Genomic DNA, 17569 nt, shown 5'->3' with positions numbered 1-17569 from the left:
ATGATTTTTATATTTACAATGTTTTTATGTTTATTATAGAGTGTATTCTCTTGGGGGATTTCCAGAGAAATCAGCTATTACTGCTTTTGCATTATCTAAATAAAATACTTCAAATATTGGATTTTCAGCATTTTTATATTGCCCTTTAACTATAGGATTTTCCATGCAGCCTTGTTTAACTTCCATGTCATTTTCAAACATTGCTCTACCGTTTAATCGAATCCATGCATATGATGGGCTTGATACTGATATTTCGATTTCAGGATTTGCTTGTATATCTTTATAGACATCTTTTGTATTATTTGTACAGAACCATAGTCTCCCTTCTTTTTCAAAGCAGAACATAAATGGGCGGCATTTTGCTTTGCCATCACGTCCTACTGTTGCTAGGTATTGCACTGGATTTTCATTTAAAAATTTTACTACTTCATTCATTTTATAATTACCTCCTGAAACTCTTCTTATGAGTTTGTTTCTATGAATAAATAATAAAATATAGATAGAGGCCTGAAAAGTACGCACTTTAAAGTGGTATAGTTTCTTAAGGGATACTCTTTAGAAGGAATGTAGGATTAAGTGTTGAATACAAATTTTAAATATAATAAGAGTATGTAGTCAAAATGATTATAAGTGCCATATTAAGTATTATGTTCAACTTAATATTATCTATAAATTTTTCAATAGTATCTTTTGGTATGTAATATGCTATAATGAACTAAATATATAGATAACTTTAAAAAAGGAGGGGGAAAGCTATGGAAAAGAAACTGCCAGACTGCCCTGTAGAAATTACATTAAAGCTTATAGGAAACAGGTGGAAGGTGTTAATTATGCGTGATCTTCTAACTGGAACCAAGAGATTTGGAGAATTAAAAAAGTCTATTGGAGATATAACTCAAAAGGTTTTAACCTCAAATTTAAGAGATATGGAAGAAAGCGGTCTTTTAACTAGAAAGGTTTATGCAGAAGTTCCACCACGAGTAGAATATACATTAACTGAAATGGGATATAGTCTAAAACCAATTTTAGATGCTATGATTGACTGGGGACTTAATTATAAAAAGTCTATTGAATAGTGTAAATAAAAGATGAAATATAAGAGTTATATTTTTATATGAAAATGTGTAAAATTTCATATTGAGTGATTTTGATAAAAATATATTTAGATGATATAATTACTATTAATAACAATTTTTGCGTGAAGGGGCAATGTATATGTTTACATACAAGCAAATAGAAAGCTTAAATGATTTAGAATTACAAGTATATGAATATATAATTAAAAATCATGATATAGTTTTAAAATTGACAATAAGAGAGTTAGCTAAAAATGTTCATGTTTCAACTACTACTATATTGAGATTTTGTAAGAAAATGGACTGTGAAGGATTTTATGAATTTAAATATAAATTAAAAGAACAGATCGCAGAAACAGATAAAGATTTTAAGTTAAATACAGATGATTATGCTATTATGGATTATTTTGAACGTTCTAATCAGCCTTCAGAAGTACAAAAAATATTAGATGCTACTAAAATTATTCACAAAAGCAAACAAATTATTTTTTTAGGAATAGGGACATCAGGTATTTTAGCTAAATATGCTTCTAGGTGTTTTGTTAATATAGGGAGATTTGCTGTATATATTGATTATCCATATTTTCTTGTTCCTGATGGATTCTATGATGAAATAGTAATTATCGTCTTTTCTGTAACGGGAGAGACAGAAGATATAATAAATCAATTAAGACAATTTCGAAATTTTGATTGTGTAATTATTTCTATAACAAATAGTGAAATGAGTACAATAGCTAAACTATCTGATTTAGTAATTAGTTATTATTTGCCTTTACAAATAAAAGGAGAGAAAAAAGTAAATTTAACTTCTCAAATTCCAGTAATGAATATTATTGAAAAGCTTACTTTTCATCTATCTCAGTTAGAATGTAATAATAAATAGTTATTTTTTAGTAACATGTTTTTTTTTGAGTGACAGGTTTTATTAGATATAACCTATCACTCTTTTTTCTATTTTAATGATTTTGAAAACGATATACTTTATAATTAGCTTGTAGTTGCAATTACAAATTATATTAAAAAGAAAATAGTTATTATAGCAGTTTGTTTTTTATAAATAGAGGAGGTTTTTTATGAATACTTTTTTTGAAAAAATACAAGAAAAGATTGCGCCAACAGCTGGGAAAATAGGAAGTCAAAAACACTTACTATGTATACGTGATGGAATGATGGGTGCAATGCCATTGATTATTATTGGTTCCATGTTTTTGGTTTTTGGTAACTTACCTATTAATGGTTACACAGAATGGTTAGCATCACATGGCAACTTAGATGTTTGGATTGGAAAACTGGTCAACGGTTCATTTGGTATTATGGGATTAGTTGCTTCATTTTCTGTAGCATATAGCTTGGCAAACTCTTATGAAGTTGATGGTTTATCAGCAGGAATTATCTCATTATCTTCTTTTATAATTTCTACACCAAGCGTTATGGCAGATGCAGGAGAAGGAATTCCAATAGGGTTAATGGGCAGTAAAGGATTATTTGCTGCAATCGTTATTGGTATAGTATCAGCAGAAATTTTTCGTTATTTTGTTAAAAAAGATATTGTAATTAAAATGCCAGACGCAGTTCCACCAGCAGTAAGTAAGTCATTTACAGCATTAATTCCTGGAGCTGTAATAATATTATTATTTGGAGTATTATATAAAATATTTGAAGTGACAAGTATTGGAAGCATTCATGATGTGGTTATGATTGTTTTAGGAAAACCACTTGGATTATTGGGAGGAACATTAATAGGAACAATAGTTGTTGTTTCTTTAAATTCATTATTATGGTTGTTTGGGATTCATGGAGGAAGTATAGTCAATTCAATATTCCAACCTATGTGGATTATGAACACAGATGCTAATCGTCTTGCATGGCAGGCTGGCGAAAAAATCCCCAATATAATAACACAACCGTTTATGGATAATTTTGTTTATATTGGTGGTAGTGGTGCAACTATAGGATTAATAATATTATTATTTTTTATGGCAAAATCTACACATACAAAAATGTTAGGAAAATTAACATTTGTGCCTGGAATATTTAATATTAATGAGCCTGTAATGTTTGGATTGCCGGTTGTTATGAATGCAAGTTTATTTATTCCATTTATTTTAGCACCAGTTATGAATGCAGTGATTACTTATTTTGCCATGACCTCTGGTTTAGTAATGAAAACAGTAGGTATTAGCGTAGCCTGGACAATGCCACCAATAATTAGTGGATTTTTAGCAACAGGAGGACATTTTAGTGGTGCTCTATTGCAAATTGCATTGATATTTATGGATGTTTTAATTTATTATCCATTTTTCAGAATGGTGGATAGGAATGAGATAGAGTCTGAAAATAAATAATTAAAATATATTTAAAAAATATTTAATATGGAGGAATTAGTAATGAAACGTTTATTAGATTGTGACAGTAGTGATTTTTTATCAATGACTTCTAAGGAGTTAAAACAATCAATTTTAGCAGCAGAAGGGCGTACTATTTGTGCAGAAATGGTAGTAAGCCGTGAACCGTTAATGAATGGAATCACAAATGCAGAAGTGGCAAGAGCTAGTGGTGCAGACCTTATGTTATTAAATGGATTTGATTTATTAAATCCCCAAATAGGCGGATTACCACAATGTAATGAGCCTATAAAAGAATTGAAAAGACTTGTTGGACGCCCAATAGGTGCAAATATCGAGCCAGTTGACTTAAATGCTGATATGCTTGAAAGTAGGTTAGAAATTCCAGAAGGACGTCAATGTTCAGAGAAAACATTACAAGCAGCACAAGAGTTAGGATTAGATTTTATTTGCTTGACTGGTAATCCAGGAACAGGTGTAACTAATAATGCTATTGTAAAAGCTATTGAGTTAGCTAAAAAACATTTTTCAGGATTAATCATTGCAGGCAAAATGCATGGGGCTGGTGTAAATGAGCCGATTTGTGATTTAAAGACTATTGAAGAATTCATAGATGCAGGAGCTGACATTATTCTTGTACCAGCAGTTGGTACAGTACCAGCATTTACAGAAGAGCAATTAATAAGTATCGTTAATTGTGCACATGAAAAAGGTGCTCTCGTTTTAACAGCGATTGGGACAAGTCAAGAAGGGTCTAGTAGTGCAGTGATTGAGCAATTTGGATTAAAGAATAAAGTATGTGGTGTAGATATACAACATATAGGAGATGCTGGATATTCTGGACTAGCACCTGTAGAAAATATTTTTGCATTATCATCTTCAATTAGAGGGATAAGACATACTTTAACAATGATATCACGTTCTATTAATAGATAGATATTATTAAATAAAATTATAGACGGTTGTGGAATTCCACAACCGTCTATAATTTTATAATTTTAAGAGAAGTGGAATAGATAATATAAATGGAAATAAAATAGATTTAGCTATTACATCCACGGAATAGAAAGAGTATAAAGTAAAATTAAATTCAGGTAATAATACAGCTATTTTGTATATTTATATATTCATATTAATTTGTGATTGTGGCATCAATGATAAAAGCACTGTGATTGATTTTTTTCCAATTTGAAGGGGTAAAACCAGATGCATTAAGTAGCGAATAAATTTCATTTTTACTATAAATTTTATAATCTCCAGAATTAGTTTTAGGAAGAAAATAGTTTAATATCGTTAAATACCATTCAAATGGAACTGTTGGATCACCTAATATAAGAGTTCCAGATGGAGTTAGTACACGTTTTATTTCTTTTAGAACTTTTTGTGGATTTGTATAGTGGTGAAATGAAGCATTACAAATAACGAGATCGAACTTATCATCATCATAAGGCAAATTTTCAGAATCGCCTATATCTAATTGTACTTTATCGTTAAGTTTTTTCTGAGCTTCATAAATCATATTCTTAGAGAGATCTAGTCCAAAAAGATTAGCGTCTGTACAGTCACTAAGAATAGAGAGAATATTGCCATTTCCACAACCTAAATCTAAAATATCTTTAGGTTGTTTTTTTAAAACTCTATCTATAATTTCATCATACATGCACTTTACAAATTTTCCATCATGGCTATTATTATAATTCTTAGCAATTTCATTAAAATGTAGTTCCGAATTCTTTTTTATATTATTTTTCATATTCATCGACTCCTTAATTGAATTTATTTCAGTGACTATTATTCACTCAGTTATTATTTAAATACCTCAGTTAAAGAACTGAGGCTTTTAGATCATTAATTTAGTCATAATTTTTATGATTTTTTCACGCTTTTGTTTAGAAGAAAGAGTATTATCATTAATGATTGGCATTTGCCCATATAGTATAAAAGCAGATGTGTATTTTATATCATCAATATGAATGACATTTTGTTTATTTAAATTATCTAAAAGTTTTTCTACATAAGGTAATATTAATTTGATTATTTCTACTTCTAACTGTTTATGAAGCATCTCATTTCCTGATTTATGAAAGAAGTCATGATATTGTTCTTTTCCATCAGTTTCAATAAATTTATCTCCAATTAAATTTAAATAATCTTGTAACTGAAGTCCTTCTTTATTCAAAATTTCTATAATAGGAGCACTACATTCTTTTGCATATATTAAAACAGCTGTATTATATAATTCTTGTTTAGACTTAAAATATCTATAACATAAACCAGGCACAACATTTATTTCTTTTGCAATATCAGTCATTGAAGTTGCTTCATATCCATTTTGTGAAAATACTTTCATAGCAGTATCTATTATTTCACGTCTTCGTACTTCTGGGTCTTTTGAAATTCGCATATTAATAATCCTTTCTAGTTATAAGAAAATTTTCCTATTTATGTTTAGTATAAATCTTGAATGAATAATTGTCAATGAATGTAATTCAATTTTGTATAGTAAAATTTTGAATTATAATTGAATGTTTTATATTAAGGTTTTTTCATTACAACATTTAACGCATAACTAAAATTATTTCAATGGTTTGTAGAATTACATTCAATAAGACAATATTTTATTCAATACTTGAGATTAAGTAATCTGATATTATATAAGCTTTCATACTTAATTCAATCTTTAATTCTTGGCAGTTTAACTTGAATTCTTTTCTTAAAGATTCAGTATTATGGTATTTGCCATCTAGAAACAATTATTTTTTAGAAACGCCATTTTTATGGGTTTAATTACAACATCATATCTGTATAGTATTGTTTAACCAAACAGAATTAATAAATCAATATGATCAGTTCCAAAAGTGTATTTTCATTTTGATTTTGTAGTGCAGAGATGTCTATTTTAGCCAAATATTTTTGATTACATTTAATTTATAATATAGAAAAATTATACTATTGATTTTACCTCTCCCTCTGTTTTTGTCACTAGTTTTCCAAAATATGCTTTTTATTTGTAAAATTTTATTAAATAACATTATACCATAATTATATGTTTTTCTCTTATTTTACCATAAGAATTACACTATTTTGACTTAATGTTAATTATCAAGAGAATTCCTAAAATGACTAAATATCTAAAATTTTATTAGATTTTAATTTACTATTAGTTAATAAGAAAGAAGTTATAAATGAGACTAGAGGAACTGTTAATATAACTCCAATACTTCCTGATATGCCTTGCATTATTTCAATTCCAATTGAATACATGTTAATAATTTGATTATATTGCATATTATAAGAGTAGTTTAGAATAAGCGTATTAATAGATCCACCTGTAAATGCTAATATAAGTGTGTTTGACATTGTCCCCATCATATCTTTACCAACGTTTATTCCAGATTTAAAAAGTTCCTTACCAGATAAATCTGGATTTTTATCGTATATTTCATTAATTGTAGAAGCTACAGACATGCTAACATCCATTACAGCACCTAATGATGCAATTAATATACCTGCAAATAGAAGGCCTCCAATTTTTAAATTAGTGTTATTTGCAACGAAGATTAATTCTTCAATTTCAGATACGTTATAGCCAGATATTTTAGCCAGATGTCCAAAGCCAGCTGCAAAAATTCCAGCAATAATAACTCCGATTACAGTACCCAACATAGCGCTTACTGATTTTATTGTTATTCCATCAATAAGATACATAGAGACAATGGTTACGAGGATTACTACAATAACTGCTGATAGGAAAGGGGAGTATCCTCTATATATCATTGGAATGAACATAAATATTATGCAGATAAATGTGAAGACTAAACCTATAGCAGATTTAAACCCTTTCTTACTGCCTATAATGCAAAGTATAAGTAAAAATAGTCCTATAAATCCATAAATAATAGGCGATCTATCATAGCCATAAACTGATGCAACATAATCATCTCCAGAAACACTTAATGAAACAATAACTCTCATATTTTCTTTACAATCAGCACCATATAAATACCCGTTAAAGCTTGAAGCATAGACATTCTTTCCACGATGTTCTCCACTGAGTATTTTAAGTTTAACTCTTTGTTTTCCGGATGATGAGCCATATTCGCTAGAGTTATCATTAATAACTTCTTGAACAACTGCTTTCTCAAAACTGGTATTTTGCCTGTTTATAAGTTGAGCCTTATCAATTTGATTAAACAAATATAAGAATATGAAAAAGCATATTCCAAGTAAAAGAATTATCCCATGTCTTAAGCTAGCATGTTTATCATTAAATAATTTTGAAATCATTAAAAGCCCTCCAATTTTATAATTAAGATGCAAATAATTAATTAAATAAAAAGAGTGCCGTATTTGATTAATAATTAATCATGTAACGACACCCTTTTTACTACTATTTAGTTTTGGTAATTGTAAATGTATCGTCTATTTTTTCACCATTGTCTGTTCTATATGTGTTTATTGTAAATGTATTATCAGTAATATCTACTATAGAATATGTTGGAACATCTTCTTGCCATCTTGCAGCAATATATGATTGTTGAGTTTGAACTAAATCATAGTATTTGCTACCAGAACCAGAGTTTGCAGTCATGTATAATATTCCATCGGGATTAGTTACATTTATAGATTTATTAGTTACAGCCGATGGATCTTCAATACTTGTTAAATATTCATTATATTTAGAATCAATAGGAGTTTCTCCATCTATATATGCATCAAATTCATCTTCTGTAATAAGTTTAGATTCATTTTTAGATCCACCTTTTAAGATGAAAGATCTTGAATAAGTATGATCATGTCCTGTCAATACAACATCAACATTATTATCTTCTAAAATTGGAATTAAGCTGTATCTTAAGTTTACTATTTCTGGTTCATTAGAATGTTCACCAGAACCGTAGATATCTTGGTGTAAAGTAACTATTCTCCATTTAGCATCTTTATTTTCGCTAATAGCTTTTTCTATTAATTTTTTATGTTCAGCAATGTTAAGATTATTAGTGTTTAGCATTATAAATAATGCATCACCATATGAATAATAGTAATCTCCGCCTGCCATAGTAGAACCTAATTCAGAAGCATTTGGATTATTGAAATGGAAAGAGTAGTTTCCGCTTGGAGCATCATGATTTCCTATTGCTGTAGCAACTGGAAGTGATTTTAATAAGCTTGGGCTTAAGTAACCAGCATATTCAATTTCGTTTTTATCATATGTTTTAGAGGCATTTTTCTTATCTCTTGATTGAATTTGGTCACCAGCTGAAAGCATAAAGCTAGCATTTGGCTGTTTTTCCAAAGCTTTTTTTATTGTGTTATTCCAGTTAAAGCTATCATTTCTTGTAGCTTTATCTTGGCCCTGTTCTTCTGATGAACCTGTAGCAATATTTTCACTTGATGATCCTATTTGAGGATCTCCTACAAATATGAAAGAGAATCCATCGCTGCTATTTTTAGTTTCGTATTTTATTGGAGCAAGCCATTTACCATCAACTTCGTAGCTGTAATAGTAGTTTGTCCCACTTTGGAGATTTTTTACTGTAGCTTTATTAGAAATAAATCCTTCAACAGCATCTTCATGAGAAACATTGATTTCATCTGAGTCTGTTAAATTAATGCTTTTACCGAATCTTAAATGCGGTGTAGCATCATTTTCCTTTGAATACCATGCAAAATTTAATTCTGATTCGTCTTTTCCGGGAGTTAAGGAGATTTGAGTAGGATTATTTTTTATACTTTCCCATTCCTTGCACCATTTATCCCAGTCCCCATTTGCGGCGGCAGTTGTTTTGCTTGCTTCAGTCCAGCCATCATTATCAGCTGCAAAAGAATAGATGCTTGCAGTTAAAAGCATCGTCGTAGTTAATATAAGTGTTATTAATTTCTTAGTACGTTTTATCATTATGATTTCTCCTTTATATAAATAAATATCTCCTCATTCATTTTATTTCATATAAATTTATAACTGAATAAATATTAAGAAATGATAACAATTTTAACTAATCAACAACAGAATATATTAATTTATAACATAGAGAACATTAATTTTAACTTGCTATAGGTCTATTATTAGAACGAGTTTTTATTATAAAAAATACAAGAGACTGTTGCAAAAGATTAAATAATACTATGGATTATTGAACATTTAAATTTCAATAATATATTCATAGTGATTACATTTCTTAATGCGACAGTCTCATGTTCATGAGCAAGTATGTTATTAATCATTACCATATATGTTATTTATAGTTTATTTTTCATATAATTTAAGAGATCATAAGGTAATTGAAACTATAATTGATTATTAATTATTGATAATCGAAAAATGCAATACATTAATAGTCATTAACATCAAATTCTCTATCTTTGAAGTAATATTTTCTATCATCTTCTGTTATTTCACGTATGATTCTACATGGATTTCCTACTGCAATTACATTATCAGGTATGTCTTTAGTAACAACACTTCCAGAACCTATAACAACATTATTACCAATATGCACGCCGGGATTTATAACAACACTTCCTCCAACCCATACGTTATCTCCAATTGTTATGCCTATTCCATACTCATAGCCAGAATTTCTTGACTCAGGATGGATTGGATGGCCAGCTGTATAAATAGATACATTTGGTGCAAACATAACATTAGTACCTATTTTAACTTTGCCTACATCAAGTATTACGCAATTGAAATTTGCATAAAAGTTTTCGCCAACTTCTATATTTTTTCCGTAGTCGCAATGAAATGGAGGTTCGATAAATATATCTTTTCCACATTTGCCTACGATATCTTTAATCATTGCTTTCATTTCATCTTTTTTATCAGGTGAACATGAATTGAATTTATGAATTTTAAGTCTTAAATCTAATCTTTCTTCACTAAGGCCATCAAGCCAAGCCTTATATGGCAGACCTGCTAACATTCTTTCTTTTTGATTCATATTATTATACTCCTTTTATTATTCTCTTTTTAATATACTCAATTAATATTAAATTATCGTGTAAAGTACTAATTCATTAATCTATTTCAATTTAGAAATAGATTAATGAATTAAAATATATTTATAAAATTTATGGTAAAGGTATTTTATAGCGTTAGTTTATTTAATTATATAGGGGTAATTCACTAATCTATATTTCATTTTGTATAAAAATTTAGATTAGTGAATCAAATTTTTATGAAAATTACTATTAGCCGTTATTAAATAATTGATATTAAAGTTATTTATTCATTAAAAGAATTACTACTTCACATGATTTTAGGTTAAGTTCATGATCAGCTGATAATCTAGGATTCATGTTAGATAATAAAATTTTATTATTGTCTCTTTCTAACTCTAAAGTAGTGTCAGTTTCACCAAAATTAGCTGCAACTAAAATCTTCATATTATCTAATTCTCTGTAGAATGCAAAGATTTTATTCTTATCTAAATATGCTGGCTCAAAATCGCCATAAGTGAATATTTCGTTATATTCTTTAGACTTTCTAAGAGCAACTAATTTTCTATAATATTTAAGTATTGAATCTTCATTATTTATTTGTGATTCAACATTGATTTCTTTATAGTTTGGATTGACTTTAATCCATGGTGTTCCCTCAGAGAAACCAGCATTTTTACTATCTGACCATTGCATTGGAGTCCTAGCATTATCTCTGCTACGATCACAACATATTTTTAGTGCTTCCTCACTACTTAAGCCTGCATCTATTGATACTTGGTATTGATTCTTTGATTCAAGATCATCATATTCATCAAAGCTGTCCATAGGACAATTTCTCATTCCTATTTCTTGTCCTTGATATATAAATGGTAAGCCTCTAAGTAGGATATTTGTAGTTGCAAGCATCTTTACTCCAGCATCATTTGAAGCATAGTCTGGAAGATAACGAGATGCACCTCTTGGCTCATCATGGTTCTCAATAATATTAGCTAAAAAGCCAACTTTTTTACATTTCATTTGAGAGTCAAAGATGGCATTTCTCCAAGCAGTGAATTCAAAAGGTTTTGAGTCATACCATCCATGTTCTCCTTCTGCAACACAATGTGCAGAGAAATCAAACATTGTTGAGAAATGACCATTATCACCAATAAATTCAGGAAGCTCATCTTCATGCATATTGAAGACTTCAGCAACTGTGAAGGCATCATATTTATCAAAGGTTTTACGTTTCATTTCTTCAAGCAATTCACCAACACCATCAACTTCTTCAACCATTTTTGTTATGCTAGCAAGTCCATCTGGTCCATCTGGCTCAAAACTTGGAAAGTCTAAATCTTTTTTGATATTTATAATAGCATCAATACGGAATCCAGCAAGCCCCTTATCAAGCCACCAATTTATCATTTTGAATAACTCGTCTTTAACTTTAGGATTTTCCCAATTAAGATCGGGTTGTTCCTTAGCAAATGCATGTAGATAATATTTATTTGTTCCAGGCACTGGCTCCCAGGCACTTCCACCAAAGTAAGAACGGTAATTGCTTGGGGGATTTCTATTTTTACCTTCTCTAAAATAGAAATAATCAGCATATTCGCCATCAGGATCAGCCAATGCTTTTTGGAACCATTCATGTTTGTCAGAACAGTGATTTATTACAAGATCCATTACAATATGCATTTCTCTCTTTTTAGCTTCTTCAAGCAATTCATCAAAGTCTTCCATTGTCCCAAATTCCGGTGCAATACTGTAATAATCTGATATATCATAGCCTTGGTCTACGAATGGAGATTTGTACATAGGTGAAATCCAGATTATATCTATGCCCAATTCTTTTAAATAGTCTAATTTTTCTATAATTCCACGAATATCACCGATACCATCATTATTTGTATCATTAAAACTTTTTGGATATATTTGATAAGCTACTTTATCATGCCACCATTGTTTTTTCATAAAAAATCCTCCTGTTTAAATTAAAATCATATATGTTAGCTACAAATTAAAAAATGTATTTCTTATCTTTTTAATATAACTGTATTATATATTTTTAATGGGAGAATTACTTATATAATTCCGCATAAAAAGTTACACTATTTTGACTTCTTATTTTTATCTATATTTTCAAAGAAATAGTATAAAATACAATAAAAAAATAAACCTGACAAAAGCTTAATTAATTTTTGTCAGATTTATTTTCTAAATTTGATTTCTATGATCTTTTCTATACTCTGATGGAGAAACATTTTTTTGCTCTTTAAATCTTTTAATAAAATATCCAATATTGTCATAACCACAACATATTGCTATATCTATAATTTTTGTATCTGTTTTTATAAGACACTCAGCAGCTTTTTCTATTCGGATTTCATTTATATATTCAGTAAGTGTTTTTCCTATAAGTTTTTTAAAATATCTACAGAAGTATTGCGTGTTCATGCCTACAAGACCTGCAATTTCGTCTAAGGAAATTCTTTGACTGTAATTTTTACGAATAAAAGTAAGAACTATTTTTATGTTTTCCAGCTTATATGTATCACTTTCTTCTGTGTTATCAGCATTTAAAAAACTGTCATTTTCATAAAGGCATGCTATAAGCTGATATAAATATGATTTCACCTTCATATAAGAACTTAATTCATCATTATCCGATTCCTTAATAATCTTTTCATATAATTTTTTAACAGGTTTCCATATAGGATTATCTTCTAATATAAAAGGTGGAAATTGAATTTTTCCTTCAATAAGAGGTCTGATAATTTTGTATTGTATAGCATCAAAGTATTCAAAGCTGAGCATTTTTAAATCAAATACCACAGCAGATTCATTACATCCACCATCACTTACAATTGAATGAATATCACCAGAATTTATAAACATAAATGTAGGTTCTGTAATTTTATATTCCTTCATATTTGATGTTACAGTAAATGAACCTTTTTTGAAGAAAATTAACTCGGTTTCATCATGCCAGTGTAGGTTAACGATAAATTGTTTATCTGAATTCCATTTATAATTGGCTAATGGAAAGTTCACAGTACCATGTGTGATATTTTCCTTCAACTCTTCCTTTTCCATTGTTAAAATCCTTTCAGAAATATTATAATTCTTATATTAATTATAACATGTAATAGGTTATAACATATAAATTAAAAGTGAAAATGAATATCTATAATAATAGTATATTCTGTGTGATATTGATGTTAAGGTAAAATTATTAACTAATAATATCTGGTTTTATATGAAATTAATATGTAATATATAAATAAAAGTAAAATAAAATCTAAAATTTATGCATTAAGGAGGATTCTGAAATGGAGAAAAAGATAATCAAGACAGATAAAAATAAAAGACAGCTAGACGAAAACTTAAATGGTAAGTTTCCGCTTAAAGTTTATTATGATAAGCTTTCAGATTTTGTACATGACTCTGTAGGTTGTCATTGGCATCCAGAATTAGAGTTCATGTTTATTACTCAAGGTGAAATGGATTATCAAGTAAATGAATCACATTATATAATTAAAAAAGGTGAAGGGATTTTTGTAAATGCAAATGTTCTTCATGGATCTAATAAAATTAGTGAGGAAGATTGTCATTATAAAGCAATCCTTGTTGATTCATCATTGATAGGTGGAATAACCGGTGGAATCATTTATGAAAAATATATTAATCCAATTTTATCGTGTGCAGAGCTTGCAGCTCAACCTTTATGTATGGATATTGAATGGCAAAAAAGAATTATAGATTTATTAGTAAATTTATCTATGCTGTACAATATGAAGTCTGAATGCTATGAGTTGGACATGCTTAGAGATATACTTTCAATATGGCATATACTGTATGAAAATACAATGAAGAATAAAGTTTATATGCAATCAGAGTCTAGAGAAGTCACAAGAATGAAAAATGCATTGTTATTCATTCAGACTTCATATAATGAAAAAATAACATTAGATAACATTGCAGCAGCTTGTTCTTTAAGTAAAAGTGAAATGTGCAAATTATTTAAGAAAATACTTCATCAAACTCCCATGGAATATATAATGTCATATAGAATATCAAGGAGTTTGCCTTTAATAGCATCTGATAAATACTCTGTAACTGAAATAGCACAAATGGTTGGATTTACAGGTGCTAGTTATTTTACAGAATCATTTCGTAAGATTATGGGAAAAACTCCTTCTCAATATAAAAAAGAAATATTATCTAAGTGATACATATTCAATAATTAGAGTAAAAATTCCATTAAGGAAATGTTATCATAATATTGTTATAAAAAAACCTATAATATTTATATATTAGACAATATAATAATATTATACTTATAATCGGTGTGGGACTGAAATAAAATTAGATTCCACTCCCCTTATAAGTTTTTTTATTCTTTAGGAAATTATATTATTGGACAACCTGTGGATAAGTTATTTAAAAAAATATTGCAATAGACTAATGCATAGTTCCTAAAGAATAAAAAATAAATTATATGCGCCCGGCCTTTTTTTCGGCAAGCTCAGAAAATCCAGAGTGCGCTGAAAAAAATCGACGGCTTAAAGGATTACGTTTTATAAAAGCTATTGTATTCTATTGGATTTGCATTTTTATAGAAGACTATATCATAGTCGCCTTGGCGATTTTTTTATTTTTGAACAGAAAGGTGAGGAATATTGATGAAGGAAAAGAAAACTTCCTATATGCTAGCAGTTATTACTCTTGTTAGCTTAAGTTTTATTTTAGGAACCAGTGAATTTATAATGATAGGAATTCTTCCAGAAATTTCGGAAAGCCTTCAAATTTCTATATCGAAAGCTGGAGGACTTGTTACTTTATTTGCACTTGTATATGCAATAGGGACACCAATTATAACAACATTTGCTGGAAAATATAATCGCTATTATTTTATTTTATTAATCTCTGTAGTTTTTGTTATTGGAAATCTTTTAAATGCAGTATCTTATTCATATGGTGTACTTTTAGGATCAAGAATAATTACTGCATTAGCTTCAGGAACATTGATTTCTTTATCATTAGCATATGCAAATGAATTTGTTCCACAAGAAAATAAAGCTAAAGTTTTATCTTGGATATTTTCTGGATTTAGTATAGCTTCAGTAATTGGAGTGCCAATAGGAAAATTTATAACTAATATGCTTGGATGGAGAGCATCTTTCCTTGCTATAACTATAGTGGCTATAATTATAACAATAGCAATGTGGAGATTACTGCCACCTGCTAAGCCTACAGAAGTTACTAGTTTAATGTCACAGCTATCTTTGCTAAAAGATAGAAGAATATTATTTGGAGTTGGACTTCCTCTTTTTAGTCTAGCGGGGACATATTCATTTTATACTTATTTAACGCCAATATTAGAAGATAAATTATTAATACCTACAGGATATGTTAGTATTATACTTTTATTCTTTGGAGTTGCAGCGATTATTAGTAATTTAGCATCAGGAGCTATTGCGGGCAAGCATGGAATAAATAAGATGCCAGTTATATATATTATACACACAGCCTTATTAACAATATTACCATTTTCAGTTAATAATGCGATGATCTGCATACCTTTGATTTTTGTATTATGCGTAATGATGTATCTTACAAATGCACCTATTCAAATGCATTTTATGAATGTAGCAACAGATGATTATCCTCAATCTCTAACATTAGCTTCCTCATTAAATTCGGTATTTGCTAACTTTGGAATTTCATTAGGATCTTTTGCTGGTGGACAAGTGGTTGAATATGCGGGAACTCAGTATACTGCGTTTGCTGGTACAATTCTCCTTATAATTGCAGTTGTATTTGCTTACTTATTAATTTATAGCGTCAGAGAGAAAAAAAGTGTTAAAATCAAAGATATAAAAGGAACTGTGGCAGCTAATTAATATGATTTTTAATTGAAATATTTATATATAAGTTTTAATAAAGTTTCTACATTAAAACCTATAACTAATGTTTTGGTTAACATTGTTAAAGTATTTGATATTAATAAAATACTCTAATGTAAATTCTTAATCAAAACATATATAATTAAATAATTATGAGAAAAAGGACTATACAAATGATATGTAATCATTATGTATAGTCCTTTATATAATATTAAGCTACATCAAATTTAGTAACTTTTCTTTCAGTGATTTTAGCTGTGCTTCTGCCAACTAAAGCACCACTATCCATTAAGAAGATGTCTTTCTCAATGATTAGGTCCATAAGAGCTAAAATTTGATCTTTATCAAGAGTCTGTTTTACACCATTTATGCTGAAGGTGCTTGTTTTGCCACCTTCAGTTGTGAAGATCATAGTTAAGATGTACTCCATAATTAAATTACTCCTTTCTTTTAATTTGTTTATTATCTTCAAGGAGCCTCAGGGACTCTCAAAAGGTAATAAAAATGCAAAGATAATATTAATTATTTACTAAGTCAGAAGAAACATTTAGTAAAGTTCCCCTTGTAGTAGGTGATAAGACGCCTTTTATTGCTTCAGCTACATCATATATAGCTTGAGCATCAGCATTGTTTCTGACATTGGAAAAAGTTTTCTTAGTGAAAACTGGATCTCCTGCTTTATCAACAGAAGTTTGAATTTCTATTGCCATATTTGTTGAGTTTACAATTTTGTTCACAGCCATTTTAAAACCTCCTTTATTTGTGTGCTTCAATTAAGATATACGAAGCTTAAAAAAATTTTTCACAATGTTTTATAAATATTCTAATCAAAGAACATATTTATTTTTCATCATATTCTATAACGACTCCAAGCTTTGTAGAAATTATGGTGTTCAATTTACTAATTGAGGCTGTTAAGGTATTAATTTGCTTTTCAAGTCTTATGAGTAGATAACTACTTACTGCAACATGAAAGCCAACATTTCCAATAAGACTTATAAGCTCATTGATTTCCATTATTAATCACTCCTTTCAATGAATATATACGACAATGTAAATGGTAATATAAACAAAATAGGCTTTAAAATAAATTATTTAAATAAGCCTAACATATGCGCAGGCTATGTCCTTTGAAATAGCTTTTAGAAATGGCAGTGTAATAATTATTTATAAAGATACTCTTTAGAGAATGAAGTATACAATATATCAATGCTAGATAAATCTATTTATTCATTTAATAATGGCAAATAATCTGATTTTTTGATATATTTCTACAAAATGGTTGCGTTATATTAAAAACTATGTTATTATAAATGAG

The 17569-nt window shown here is 28.7% G+C and carries 17 protein-coding genes; 6 read left to right on the top strand and 11 right to left on the bottom strand.

What is annotated here, in order from left to right; genetic code table 11:
• Positions 1-33 precede the first annotated feature (33 nt).
• Positions 34-435: a pyridoxamine 5'-phosphate oxidase family protein gene (locus tag CNEONATNEC86_RS20695; RefSeq protein ID WP_159136749.1), complete on the bottom strand. Its 402-nt coding sequence runs from the start codon at positions 433-435 to the stop codon at positions 34-36.
• Between the two features lie 320 nt (positions 436-755).
• Here CNEONATNEC86_RS20695 and CNEONATNEC86_RS20690 point away from each other — a divergent pair, with 320 nt between their 5' ends.
• The 4 genes from CNEONATNEC86_RS20690 to CNEONATNEC86_RS20675 all read left to right on the top strand — a co-directional run bounded on the left by CNEONATNEC86_RS20690 (position 756) and on the right by CNEONATNEC86_RS20675 (position 4357).
• Positions 756-1076, top strand: coding sequence for a winged helix-turn-helix transcriptional regulator (locus CNEONATNEC86_RS20690; RefSeq protein ID WP_058293293.1), 321 nt, complete (start codon positions 756-758; stop codon positions 1074-1076).
• A gap of 139 nt (positions 1077-1215) precedes the next feature.
• The gene (locus CNEONATNEC86_RS20685) at positions 1216-1959 is read left to right on the top strand and encodes a MurR/RpiR family transcriptional regulator (RefSeq protein WP_058293294.1); all 744 of its coding nucleotides are present in this window, start codon (positions 1216-1218) and stop codon (positions 1957-1959) included.
• Between the two features lie 190 nt (positions 1960-2149).
• Complete coding sequence (gene celB, locus CNEONATNEC86_RS20680; protein WP_058293295.1) at positions 2150-3421, top strand: PTS cellobiose transporter subunit IIC; 1272 nt, start codon at positions 2150-2152, stop codon at positions 3419-3421.
• Positions 3422-3463: 42 nt separating this feature from the next.
• Positions 3464-4357, top strand: coding sequence for a DUF7916 family protein (locus CNEONATNEC86_RS20675; RefSeq protein ID WP_198157479.1), 894 nt, complete (start codon positions 3464-3466; stop codon positions 4355-4357).
• A gap of 196 nt (positions 4358-4553) precedes the next feature.
• Here CNEONATNEC86_RS20675 and CNEONATNEC86_RS20670 read toward each other — a convergent pair whose 3' ends face one another.
• The 7 genes from CNEONATNEC86_RS20670 to CNEONATNEC86_RS20640 all read right to left on the bottom strand — a co-directional run bounded on the left by CNEONATNEC86_RS20670 (position 4554) and on the right by CNEONATNEC86_RS20640 (position 13438).
• Positions 4554-5180 (bottom strand): class I SAM-dependent methyltransferase, encoded by a 627-nt coding sequence (locus tag CNEONATNEC86_RS20670; RefSeq protein WP_276508237.1) that lies wholly within the window; start codon positions 5178-5180, stop codon positions 4554-4556.
• A gap of 81 nt (positions 5181-5261) precedes the next feature.
• Positions 5262-5825, bottom strand: a complete 564-nt coding sequence (locus CNEONATNEC86_RS20665) for a TetR/AcrR family transcriptional regulator (protein ID WP_125147912.1) — start codon at positions 5823-5825, stop codon at positions 5262-5264.
• A 719-nt stretch (positions 5826-6544) separates the two neighbouring features.
• Positions 6545-7708 (bottom strand): YibE/F family protein, encoded by a 1164-nt coding sequence (locus CNEONATNEC86_RS20660; protein ID WP_159136747.1) that lies wholly within the window; start codon positions 7706-7708, stop codon positions 6545-6547.
• A gap of 103 nt (positions 7709-7811) precedes the next feature.
• On the bottom strand, positions 7812-9320 hold the full coding sequence (locus CNEONATNEC86_RS20655) for a purple acid phosphatase family protein (RefSeq protein ID WP_159136746.1): 1509 nt from the start codon (positions 9318-9320) through the stop codon (positions 7812-7814).
• A 433-nt stretch (positions 9321-9753) separates the two neighbouring features.
• Positions 9754-10362 carry a sugar O-acetyltransferase gene (locus tag CNEONATNEC86_RS20650; protein WP_058293300.1) on the bottom strand — a complete coding sequence of 203 codons (609 nt, stop codon included), beginning with the start codon at positions 10360-10362 and terminating at the stop codon, positions 9754-9756.
• 280 nt (positions 10363-10642) lie between these two features.
• The gene (locus tag CNEONATNEC86_RS20645; protein ID WP_058293301.1) at positions 10643-12316 is read right to left on the bottom strand and encodes a glycoside hydrolase family 13 protein; all 1674 of its coding nucleotides are present in this window, start codon (positions 12314-12316) and stop codon (positions 10643-10645) included.
• 243 nt (positions 12317-12559) lie between these two features.
• A complete protein-coding gene (locus CNEONATNEC86_RS20640; RefSeq protein WP_058293302.1) occupies positions 12560-13438 on the bottom strand; it encodes an AraC family transcriptional regulator in 879 nt (292 codons plus the stop codon).
• Positions 13439-13674: 236 nt separating this feature from the next.
• Between CNEONATNEC86_RS20640 and CNEONATNEC86_RS20635 the strand changes: the two genes are divergently transcribed.
• On the top strand, positions 13675-14574 hold the full coding sequence (locus CNEONATNEC86_RS20635; RefSeq protein WP_058293303.1) for an AraC family transcriptional regulator: 900 nt from the start codon (positions 13675-13677) through the stop codon (positions 14572-14574).
• A gap of 453 nt (positions 14575-15027) precedes the next feature.
• Positions 15028-16248, top strand: a complete 1221-nt coding sequence (locus CNEONATNEC86_RS20630; RefSeq protein ID WP_159136745.1) for an MFS transporter — start codon at positions 15028-15030, stop codon at positions 16246-16248.
• Between the two features lie 214 nt (positions 16249-16462).
• Here the strand turns inward: CNEONATNEC86_RS20630 and CNEONATNEC86_RS20625 are convergent, their stop codons facing one another.
• The 3 genes from CNEONATNEC86_RS20625 to CNEONATNEC86_RS20615 all read right to left on the bottom strand — a co-directional run bounded on the left by CNEONATNEC86_RS20625 (position 16463) and on the right by CNEONATNEC86_RS20615 (position 17268).
• Positions 16463-16681: a DUF2922 domain-containing protein gene (locus CNEONATNEC86_RS20625; RefSeq protein ID WP_058293305.1), complete on the bottom strand. Its 219-nt coding sequence runs from the start codon at positions 16679-16681 to the stop codon at positions 16463-16465.
• Between the two features lie 88 nt (positions 16682-16769).
• Positions 16770-16994 (bottom strand): DUF1659 domain-containing protein, encoded by a 225-nt coding sequence (locus CNEONATNEC86_RS20620; RefSeq protein WP_058293306.1) that lies wholly within the window; start codon positions 16992-16994, stop codon positions 16770-16772.
• Positions 16995-17091: 97 nt separating this feature from the next.
• The gene (locus tag CNEONATNEC86_RS20615) at positions 17092-17268 is read right to left on the bottom strand and encodes a YvrJ family protein (RefSeq protein ID WP_159136744.1); all 177 of its coding nucleotides are present in this window, start codon (positions 17266-17268) and stop codon (positions 17092-17094) included.
• Positions 17269-17569: the final 301 nt, after the last annotated feature.

This window comes from Clostridium neonatale (genome assembly GCF_900465025.1).
Taxonomy (GTDB): Bacteria; Bacillota; Clostridia; order Clostridiales; family Clostridiaceae; genus Clostridium; species Clostridium neonatale.
This window is presented reverse-complemented; position numbering and strand designations above follow the sequence as displayed.

What these genes read in the sequence shown, in the direction of transcription:
- CNEONATNEC86_RS20665 (WP_125147912.1), bottom strand. Translation starts at nt 5,825, where the DNA reads ATGCGAATTTCAAAAGACCCAGAAGTACGAAGACGTGAAATAATAGAT.
- CNEONATNEC86_RS20625 (WP_058293305.1), bottom strand. Translation starts at nt 16,681, where the DNA reads ATGGAGTACATCTTAACTATGATCTTCACAACTGAAGGTGGCAAAACA.
- CNEONATNEC86_RS20690 (WP_058293293.1), top strand. Translation starts at nt 756, where the DNA reads ATGGAAAAGAAACTGCCAGACTGCCCTGTAGAAATTACATTAAAGCTT.
- celB (WP_058293295.1), top strand. Translation starts at nt 2,150, where the DNA reads ATGAATACTTTTTTTGAAAAAATACAAGAAAAGATTGCGCCAACAGCT.
- CNEONATNEC86_RS20640 (WP_058293302.1), bottom strand. Translation starts at nt 13,438, where the DNA reads ATGGAAAAGGAAGAGTTGAAGGAAAATATCACACATGGTACTGTGAAC.
- CNEONATNEC86_RS20685 (WP_058293294.1), top strand. Translation starts at nt 1,216, where the DNA reads ATGTTTACATACAAGCAAATAGAAAGCTTAAATGATTTAGAATTACAA.
- CNEONATNEC86_RS20635 (WP_058293303.1), top strand. Translation starts at nt 13,675, where the DNA reads ATGGAGAAAAAGATAATCAAGACAGATAAAAATAAAAGACAGCTAGAC.
- CNEONATNEC86_RS20675 (WP_198157479.1), top strand. Translation starts at nt 3,464, where the DNA reads ATGAAACGTTTATTAGATTGTGACAGTAGTGATTTTTTATCAATGACT.
- CNEONATNEC86_RS20645 (WP_058293301.1), bottom strand. Translation starts at nt 12,316, where the DNA reads ATGAAAAAACAATGGTGGCATGATAAAGTAGCTTATCAAATATATCCA.
- CNEONATNEC86_RS20650 (WP_058293300.1), bottom strand. Translation starts at nt 10,362, where the DNA reads ATGAATCAAAAAGAAAGAATGTTAGCAGGTCTGCCATATAAGGCTTGG.
- CNEONATNEC86_RS20695 (WP_159136749.1), bottom strand. Translation starts at nt 435, where the DNA reads ATGAATGAAGTAGTAAAATTTTTAAATGAAAATCCAGTGCAATACCTA.
- CNEONATNEC86_RS20670 (WP_276508237.1), bottom strand. Translation starts at nt 5,180, where the DNA reads ATGAATATGAAAAATAATATAAAAAAGAATTCGGAACTACATTTTAAT.
- CNEONATNEC86_RS20630 (WP_159136745.1), top strand. Translation starts at nt 15,028, where the DNA reads ATGAAGGAAAAGAAAACTTCCTATATGCTAGCAGTTATTACTCTTGTT.
- CNEONATNEC86_RS20660 (WP_159136747.1), bottom strand. Translation starts at nt 7,708, where the DNA reads ATGATTTCAAAATTATTTAATGATAAACATGCTAGCTTAAGACATGGG.
- CNEONATNEC86_RS20655 (WP_159136746.1), bottom strand. Translation starts at nt 9,320, where the DNA reads ATGATAAAACGTACTAAGAAATTAATAACACTTATATTAACTACGACG.
- CNEONATNEC86_RS20620 (WP_058293306.1), bottom strand. Translation starts at nt 16,994, where the DNA reads ATGGCTGTGAACAAAATTGTAAACTCAACAAATATGGCAATAGAAATT.
- CNEONATNEC86_RS20615 (WP_159136744.1), bottom strand. Translation starts at nt 17,268, where the DNA reads ATGGAAATCAATGAGCTTATAAGTCTTATTGGAAATGTTGGCTTTCAT.